This window comes from Streptomyces sp. NPDC054847, from assembly GCF_053610925.1.
In genome coordinates this window covers 1-8,803 of sequence record NZ_JBSGZJ010000307.1, presented here as the reverse complement: position 1 = coordinate 8,803, position 8,803 = coordinate 1, and the positions used below count along the sequence as shown (strand labels likewise).

Sequence of the window (8,803 nt, the reverse complement as noted above, 5' to 3'; positions counted from 1 at the left end):
GCCACCCCGATCAACTCGGACTCCGGTAACAAGCGCAACGAGTACGTGCTCGGCTGGGACGTCCGCAAGATCGCCGACGGCACCTGGCTGTCCGCGGGCACGGGCGGCATTCCCCCGCTGAAGCAGAACGTGGCGGTGGAGGACCCGACGTCCAACACGCTGGGCCTGGAGAAGTTCTACAGCTACACGGGCAAGAACACCGGTGCCGGTTCGAGCTTCATGAACAACCTGGCGTCCGGCAACGGCGTGTGGCAGTACAACGCCATCAACAACCCGGGTCGTGGCCTCAACACCTTCGCTCGCCTGGCCTACAACACCCTGGACACCTCGGACACTGTCCTCGGCCACGGCTGGTCGGCGCAGGTCTCCGGCCCGACGCGCCTCGGCGCGCCGCTGGACTTCCACCCGAACCCGAACCCGACCGAGGTCCGGCTCCCCGACGGCGACGGCACCACGCACGTCTTCCGCTGGGACGCGACCAACAGCGTCTGGAAGGCACCCGCGGGTGTCCACTTCAAGCTGGCCGCCAAGGCGGGGCTGGACTGCAAGCCGACCAAGGACCCGGTCCCGGATGCCTGGACGCTCACACGCCCGGACGGCACGCGGTTCCTGTTCGGCTGCGACGGCTACATGACGTCGGCCGTCGACAACGACGGCAACACGCAGACGTTCACGTACGAGGAGCGCAAGTCCAACAACAAGCCGACCAAGTTCCTGACCTACATCACGGACCCGGCCGGCCGGCAGTCGCTCACCGTCGAGTACTACAAGAAGGGCGACGCGTCCTACCAGTACATCGACGCCACGGGCGCGAAGGTCAGCGGTACCAATCTGACCAACTCCAAGATCTACGACCACGTGAAGTCCATGACGGACATCTCGGGACGCAAGATCACGTTCTACTACACCGACAAGGGTCTGCTCGGCCAGATCATCGACGGTGAGCTCTCGACGCAGCCGAAGGTCTTCAAGTTCACCTACGACGCGACGCAGGGCAACAAGAACGTCAAGCTGGTCAAGGCGACCGACCCGCGGGGCAGCGCGACCTCCCTCGCGTACTACGCGCCGCAGGTGGGCGACGACCCGAAGTACCACTGGTGGACCAAGACGATCACCGATCGCCGGAACTTCGCCACGAACTTCGCGTACAAGCCCAATGTCCTGAACACGAAGTTCACCGACACCAAGGTCACCGACGCAGAACTGCGCGCGACCGATCACGTCCTGGACGACTTCGGCCGTCCCGTGCAGATGACGAACGCCAAGGCCCAGACCACCAAGCTGAGCTGGGACGCGGACAACAACGTCGTCTACATGGAGCAGGCCAACGGCGCCAAGACCGCGTCCTGCTTCGACCCGAAGACGGGCTATCCGCTGAGGACGTGGGACGCGGAAGTCACCAAGTCCTGGACGCAGTTCAACCCGACGGACTACTGCAACCCGGCCTCCTACCCCGCCAACGCGACGAAGTTCGAGTACACGACGCGGATCGACGGCTACTCCGCCGACCTGTGGCGCAAGACCTCGCCGCTGGGCAACGTCTGGGAGTTCGGCTACGACCAGTTCGGCAACCAGACGTCCGTGACGGACCCGGAGGGCGTCGCCTCGGCGACGGCCGGTGACTACACGGCGACCACCGAGTACGACGCGTACGGCCAGCCCACCAGGCAGACCGACGCGAACGGCCACGCCACCACGTACTTCGGCTTCGGCCCGCACGGCTACCCGACGAAGATCACGGACGCGCTCAACAACTCCACGAACTTCGTCTACGACGAGCGCGGCAACACAAAGGAGGTCATCAACGCCAAGGGCGCCAAGGTCACCCAGTCCTACGACTACTTCGGCCGTCCGCTGGAGCAGAAGCAGCCGAAGGACCAGGCGGCAGGCGTCTACATCACCACCCCGGCGCCCGAGTACGACGCCAACAACAACCTGCTGAAGGTCTTCACGCCGAGCGGCGCCGAGTCGTCCTCGGTGTACGACGCGGCCGACCAGGTCACCGACTCGCTCGCGCCGAAGGACCTCACGACGGATCCCGAGCGGCGCACGACCACGACGTACGACAAGGTCGGCAACGTCAAGACCGTCACCGAGCCCAAGGGCAACCTGACGGCCACGGTCGGCGACTACACCACGACCTACACCTACGACGAGATCTACCAGCCCGTCTCGGTGGTCAACGCCAAGGGCGACAAGGTCTCCAGCGAGTACGACAACGTCGGCAACGTGGTCACGGTCATCGACCCGAAGAAGAACGCGACCGCGGACACCGCCGACTTCACCACCAAGTACACCTACGACCTGAACCACCGGGTCACGAAGACGACGGACGCGGCCGGCAAGTTCACGACGGTCGAGTACGACCTCGACGGCCGCTCGCCGAAGGCGACGGACGCCGAGGGCAACACGAGCGAGACGATCTTCGACCGGCGCGGCATGGTCAAGGAGGTCAAGGTCCCGTACTCGAAGGACGGCTCCGGTGTCATCAGCTACCGGACGACCCGCTTCGAGTACGACGAGGTCGGCAACCGAACGAAGGAGATCAGCCCGCGCGGCGTCGCGACCACGGACGACGCGACCGACTTCACCTCCGAGACGGTCTACGACGAGCTGAACCGGGTCAAGGAGCAGCTCCGCCCGTTCGATTCCGGTGACGCCGACTACAGCACCCCGGACAAGACCTTCTTCTTCTACGACTCGGTGGGCCAGCTGGAGCGTGTCTCGGCGCCGCCGTCGCAGGGGCAGACGGTCCGCAACGACACCGAGTACACCTACTACGACAACGGGTGGACGAAGTCCGCGAAGGACCCGTTCGAGATCACCACGTCGTACGACTACAACGCGCTCGGCCAGCAGACGAAGAACACGCTGACCTCGGCCGGCGACTCGTCGCAGCGCACGATGACGTGGGACTTCTACCCCTCGGGCAACCAGAAGGCCCGCTCCGACGACGGCATCCCGGTCGGCAACCACGTCGTGGTCGTCGACTCCACCGACGTCAACAACACGGCGACGCAGGGCAGCTGGAACGCCTCCCAGGCCATGGGCCAGTGGGGCTACGACGTCCGCACCCATCCCAAGGGCACCGGCGCTGACTCGTTCACCTGGCAGCTCAACATCCCGCAGGACGGTACGTACGAGGTCTTCGTCCGGCACGGTGACGTGACCGGAGCGGCGACCAACGCACCGTTCAAGATCACCCACGCGTCGGGTGAGGTCACCAAGCCCGTCAACCAGACCACGCGGTCCGGTGAGTGGGTCTCGCTGGGCTCGTACTCCTTCACGGAGTCCGGCACCCAGAAGGTCACGCTGTCCGACCTGGCCGACGGCACGGTCGTCGCCGACGGTCTGAAGCTCGTCCGCTCCAACACGGGCGAGACCGACAACGAGAAGAAGGACTTCACCTACCGGTACGACGTCAACGGTCTGCTCGCCGAGGTCAAGGACCTCTCGCCGGGCGCGAAGACCGACGCCTACGCGATGACCTACGACGAGCTCAACCAGCTCGCGAAGGTCGAGGAGAAGCTCGGCACGACGGTCAAGAACACGACCGCGCTGGCCTACGACGTCAACGGCAACCCGGTGGAGACCACGCACGACGTGACGTGGTCGAAGTCCGAGTACGACGTCCGCGACATGATCAACAAGATCACGAACGCGGACTCGCCGACGGCGGGCAACCAGCAGATCAGCACCTTCACCTACACCGACCGCGGTCAGCCGCTGAAGCAGACGAAGCCGAACGGCAACACCGTCGACTACGCGTACTGGCTCAACGGTGCGGTCAAGTCGCAGGTGGAAAAGAAGAGCACCGGCACCGTCGTCGCCTCGCACGACCTGGAGTACGACCCGAACGGGAACCGTTCCAAGGACACGTCCAAGGTCATGAACGCCGACAACGCGGCGGACTACCTGGACACCGTGTCGACGTTCGCCTACGACCCGCAGGACCGCATCAAGACGGTCACCAAGACCGGTGACGCGGCGGGTACGGAGACGTACAAGTACGACGGCAATTCCAACATCGTCGAACAGACGGTGGGCACTGTCACGTCGACGTCGACGTACGACCGCAACCGTCTGCTGAAGACGGCCGGGGGCGGTGTGGCCGCCACGTACAACTACGACCCGCTGGGCCGCCTGGACACTGTGTCCTCCAACGGGTCGGTACAGGAGAAGTACACGTACGACGGCTTCGACCGGATCGCCAAGCACACGGCGGGTACGGGTGCGGCGGCGAAGACGACGTCGTACGTGTACGACGCGTTCGACCGCACGGCGCAGGAGACCACGTCCGGGACGGGCGGGAAGACCACGCTCTTCACGTACCTGGGCATGGAGTCGAAGGTGCTGCGGGAGGAGGTTGCCGGCAAGGCGACCAAGTCCTACCAGTACTCGCCGTGGGGCCAGAAGCTGACCCAGATCAAGCACAACGCCGATGCGACAAAGGAGTACTCGCAGTTCCTCTACCACCCGAAGGGTGACGTGGAGGCGATCACCAAGGCCGACGGCAACACCCGGGCCACGTACGGTTATTCGGCGTACGGCTCCGACGACGAGAAGCAGTTCACCGGCGCGGACAAACCGGACGCTGCGAACCCGGACAAGGAGCAGTACAACGACTACCGCTACAACGCGGCACGTCACGACGACGGCTCCGGTACGTACGACATGGGCTTCCGGAACTACGACCCGGGCCTGAACCGGTTCCTGACGCGTGACATGTACGGCGGCGCGCTGGACGACATGGGTCTGGCGACGGACCCGTACACGGGCAACCGGTACGCGTTCGCCGGCGGCAACCCGATCTCCTTCGTGGAGCTCGACGGCCACCTCTTCGGCCTGGACATCTCGCTCTCGGACGTGGGCCACGCGGCCCTGGACGTGGCGGGCATGGTCCCGGTGATCGGCGAGGTCGCGGACGTCGCGAACGGTGTCTGGTACGCGGCCGAGGGCAACTACGCGGACGCGGCCCTGTCGATGGCGGCGGCGATACCGGGCATCGGCGCGGCGGCCACGGCGGCCAAGTACGCGAAGAAGGGCGCCAAGGCCGCGGACGCGGTCAAGGGTGCCAAGGCGCCTTCGAAGCCGCCTGCCGCCAAGCCGAAGCCGAAGTCGAAGCCCAAGCCCAAGGCTGAGTCCAAGCCGAAGGGCAAGAAGAGTGGTGAGTGCAAGAAGCCGAAGAAGAACAGCTTCGTCCCTGGCACCAAGGTGCTTATGGCCGACGGGTCCACGAAGAAGATCGAGGACCTGAAGGCGGGTGAATACGTCCTGGCTTCCGACCCGGAGACCGGCGACCTGCAGGCCCGCCAGATCACTGACGCCCGTAACCACAGCGGCGTCAAGCACCTGATCACCCTCACCGTCGACCCCGACGGCAAGGACGGCGACGCCAAGCCCGAAACAATCACCGCTACGGACGAGCACCCGTTCTGGCTGCCGGACTTCGGCAAGTGGGCCAACGCGGAGGACCTCGAGCCCGGCATGTGGCTCCAGACCTCAGCCGGCACCTGGGTCCAGATCACCGCGATCGACGAAGCCCACCGCACCCAGCGGGTCCACAACCTCACCGTCGACGGAGTGCACACGTTCTTCGTGTTGGTGGGCGCGAGCCCTGTGCTCGTACACAACAGCCCGGTTGCACTCAACTGCCCGTCGTCGCAGTTGGCCCAGGTTTCCATGAACGCCAGAATGACGAACAAGGTTAAGCCCTCGCAGAACGTTGCCGTCTATCAAGTCGGAAGTGGCTCGAACTCGCGCTTCCTGGCGGCAGCAAATGACCCGGGCGGCCTTCACTCGGAAGAGATTCTGAATCGGTACATCGCCGATCCGGCGAACGGGATCTCTGCAGACGACGTCCTCGGCGTATATTCCGAGCGAGTGCCGTGTGTGACCGATCCTCACAACTGTTCGGCAAGCCTGAGTCAGTACAAGAACCTCGGAGGAAACATTTCCTGGAGTCTCAACCCGGATGGGATCAGGAATGGCCGAAAGAACGCGGGAGCCATTGCGCGGGCTATGGGATCGTTCCGTGGCGCCGCAGCGGATCTGCCTGGATTCGAGTGGATCACGTAGCAGTCCTGCCGTGAGCAGGTAACGCATTAGCAGGTAGACTTGGCCGGCCGCCCATGGGGTGGCCGGCCAAGTTGTCTTTCTGTTCATCGGTCCGGCTGGAGTTCATTGTGGGAAATGCGGAACTGCAAGCGGAGTTCAACGAAAGTGTGGAGTTGCCGTTGGGTGTCCTTTCTCGCCGCGGCTTCGGTGCGTCTTATCCACCACGGGATCTGGGGCAGTGGGGGCTGTCCAAGGAAGACACGGCGGCGCTGCGTGAGTTCGGAATTCCGGTGATGGAGCCCGGCGGGGGGCGCCATGGAGTCCAACTTGTTGGAGATGTCCAGGAGTCTTCGGTGCCAGAGATTCGGTCCGCAGTCGGTAGTGCCTTTCGGCTTGGTGACTACTGGGGAAGATCGATCGGCGTGCTGCAAGCAGAAGGGCTGGTGGTTGCCTTTCCGTACGTGGATGATCAGGCGGTTTCCTATGTGAATTCAGCAGCGCGGAAATTTGTCGAAACGTCTTGGCGATGGTGTTTTGCGAGTAAAGCTCTGAAGAAAATGAATGACCTGGATCAGCTTTATGATAACTTGGAGCACTTTTATGATCTAGTATGTCAAATAGATTCCGAAGTGGGCGAGGAGAGTCGGTTCAACTGGTGGCCTGGCGTCGTGGGTGGATGGTGATTTATCAAAATTTGTGGCATTGGGGTGTGCGGGCTGATGGAAGAACGGCGCGGGTTCCCGGCCGGGGATTCTGTTTCGTCGATAATCGAGCGCGGTGAAGCTGCCCTCGAGGTTGGCGATCCGGTAGCAGCGGGCAACTGGTTCGTGCACGCTTTCCGGCTCGGTTCGGGCGGGGCGAAGGCCCGCCTGGAGCAGATCGCTCCGGTGCTGGAACGCCTGCTCGACGATCCGAGGGAGGGGGCCGGCGCGAGTGCACTGCTGGGCGGCATCCACCTGATCTCGGGCACGCAGCATGAGCGCGCATTCGCTTTGTTCCGGCAAGCTGCCGAATCCGGAGCGCCTGACGGCATGCGCGGGCTCGGCTTCATGCTCGCGGAGGGCATGGGTACGACGGCGAACCGCACGGAAGCCAATGAATGGTTCCGACGAGGTGCGGAACTCGGTGACGGGTACTGCGCCTGCAACATGGCACTGGCGGCCCGTGACGGTCTGGGGATGCGGCGGAATGCGAGGGATTTCCTGGCCAGTCTTCGGCAGGCCGCTGATGCCGGTGTTCCGGAGGCGTGTGCGCTGCTCGCCGACCAGTACAACGCTCGGGACGAGGAAGAAGACGCCTTCCGGTGGTATCTGACTGCTGCGCAGGCGGGGCACGTTCCTGCGATGTGGGTGGTCGCCGCCAGGTACGAGGCCGGTCTGGGGACGGCGGAGGACAGGGTCCAAGCCGTGCGTTGGCTCCTGCAGATGATGCACCGGGGCAACGGGGACGGATTCCACGAAGCGCTGCGGATCGCACGCGGCATGCCGGCAGAGGACGTCAGGACCGCTGGGGAATTGGCGGACCGCACGGCGGATGCCGAGGCGATTTTGCATGTCGTGGGGAACAGGTAGTGCCTGCCGGGGCCTTGGGACCTGAGCGAGAGAGCGGGTTTGTGGCTGCGCGGCGCGTGCGCGGCAGGTCTGTACGCCGTCGCGCTGTTCCTGCTGGCGCTGGCCTGCTCGAGAAGGTGGCATCGGGAGGCTGATCTGTCCGCGGTCAGCGGTTGACGGTGACAACGGCGACGCCAGAGTGGGAAGCGCGCACCGACTCCACCGAGTTCCGGGTCGCCGTCACAGCGCGCTCGCGCCCAACGCGGAGCTCAGCCACTCCCTGCGGCACAGGGACGATCACCTGCGGCTCGTCGTGTCGGATCAGTACCCCGGCACGTCGGACCCATAGCCGTATCGGTCTATGAGGTCCTGCGACGCCTGGCTCGGTGGCTCCTGGCGACCGTGATCCACCGCGTGGTACGGCCTGGGTCAGGCCGTACCACCCGGTGAGAGCGGATTCCCGGTCGGGTGGTTCAGCTGCTCCTTGCCGGGGACAGCGTCTTGTCGTTGAACACCTCGACCGCGCACGTGGCCTGCTTCGCCCGCGCGCCGTCCTTGATCCGCCCGTCGCTGGTCACGAGCGGTACGTCGAATCTTCGGCCAGAGCCACGTAGGTGGCGTCGAAGCGATGCCCATCGCAGGCGTGGAACGGCGGGAGCACGGCCGCGAAGGCCCTGCGTAGCTGGCGGGCCGCGACGCTCTGGCCGTAACGTCCTTCTTGGCGACTGATGGGCGGAGGAGTGAAGAATGGCTTTCGAGTGCGGCGCCCTCGGCGAGTCGGGAGGGCGATCTCCACTGGAGGCGCTGAACGTTCTTCTGGCTCACCTGCGCGACGAGGATGCGGACCTCTCCAGCGGTGAGGTGAAGGAGGGAGAGGGCTGGGCGAGCAGCACGGTACGTATTTCCCGCCCTGCCGAACCGGTCCTCGAGCAGTACGTCCAAGTGAGCGTCGGGGGCGCGATTCTCGACATCTTCCTCGAGGAAGCATGTTCCGCATTGGGAGAAGATGCCACCCGTGGCAAGGATCTGATGTTGACCACTATTCTCAGTGGGGTGACGGATCCTGTCTTCAATGACCGCCTCATGGCTTATGCCTTGACGGAATGGCACGGAATCCCTTGGGACGAGACATCAGGATTCCGTTCCTGAGGTCTGTGGCTGAGGTGTGAAAGAGGTGGGCGTCCTGCTGGCAGGAC

At 64.5% G+C, this 8,803-nt stretch carries 4 protein-coding genes and 1 pseudogene; all 5 read left to right on the top strand.

Translation table 11 applies throughout. From position 1 onward, the window contains the following. Positions 1-5,634 (top strand): annotated as a pseudogene (locus ACWGH4_RS25130) (golvesin C-terminal-like domain-containing protein); the annotation flags it as partial. Between the two features lie 48 nt (positions 5,635-5,682). After that, positions 5,683-6,078 (top strand): nucleic acid/nucleotide deaminase domain-containing protein, encoded by a 396-nt coding sequence (locus ACWGH4_RS25125; protein ID WP_453464846.1) that lies wholly within the window; start codon positions 5,683-5,685, stop codon positions 6,076-6,078. 53 nt (positions 6,079-6,131) lie between these two features. Beyond that, positions 6,132-6,740 carry an SUKH-4 family immunity protein gene (locus ACWGH4_RS25120; RefSeq protein WP_453464843.1) on the top strand — a complete coding sequence of 203 codons (609 nt, stop codon included), beginning with the start codon at positions 6,132-6,134 and terminating at the stop codon, positions 6,738-6,740. A 36-nt stretch (positions 6,741-6,776) separates the two neighbouring features. After that, complete coding sequence (locus tag ACWGH4_RS25115; protein ID WP_453464840.1) at positions 6,777-7,628, top strand: tetratricopeptide repeat protein; 852 nt, start codon at positions 6,777-6,779, stop codon at positions 7,626-7,628. A 726-nt stretch (positions 7,629-8,354) separates the two neighbouring features. Continuing rightward, positions 8,355-8,756: a hypothetical protein gene (locus ACWGH4_RS25110; protein WP_453464837.1), complete on the top strand. Its 402-nt coding sequence runs from the start codon at positions 8,355-8,357 to the stop codon at positions 8,754-8,756. Positions 8,757-8,803 lie beyond the last annotated feature (47 nt).

Excerpts from the sequence above, each read along its gene's own strand:
- ACWGH4_RS25120 (WP_453464843.1), top strand. The coding sequence starts at position 6,132 with ATGGGGTGGCCGGCCAAGTTGTCTTTCTGTTCATCGGTCCGGCTGGAG.
- ACWGH4_RS25125 (WP_453464846.1), top strand. The coding sequence starts at position 5,683 with ATGAACGCCAGAATGACGAACAAGGTTAAGCCCTCGCAGAACGTTGCC.
- ACWGH4_RS25115 (WP_453464840.1), top strand. The coding sequence starts at position 6,777 with ATGGAAGAACGGCGCGGGTTCCCGGCCGGGGATTCTGTTTCGTCGATA.
- ACWGH4_RS25110 (WP_453464837.1), top strand. The coding sequence starts at position 8,355 with ATGGCTTTCGAGTGCGGCGCCCTCGGCGAGTCGGGAGGGCGATCTCCA.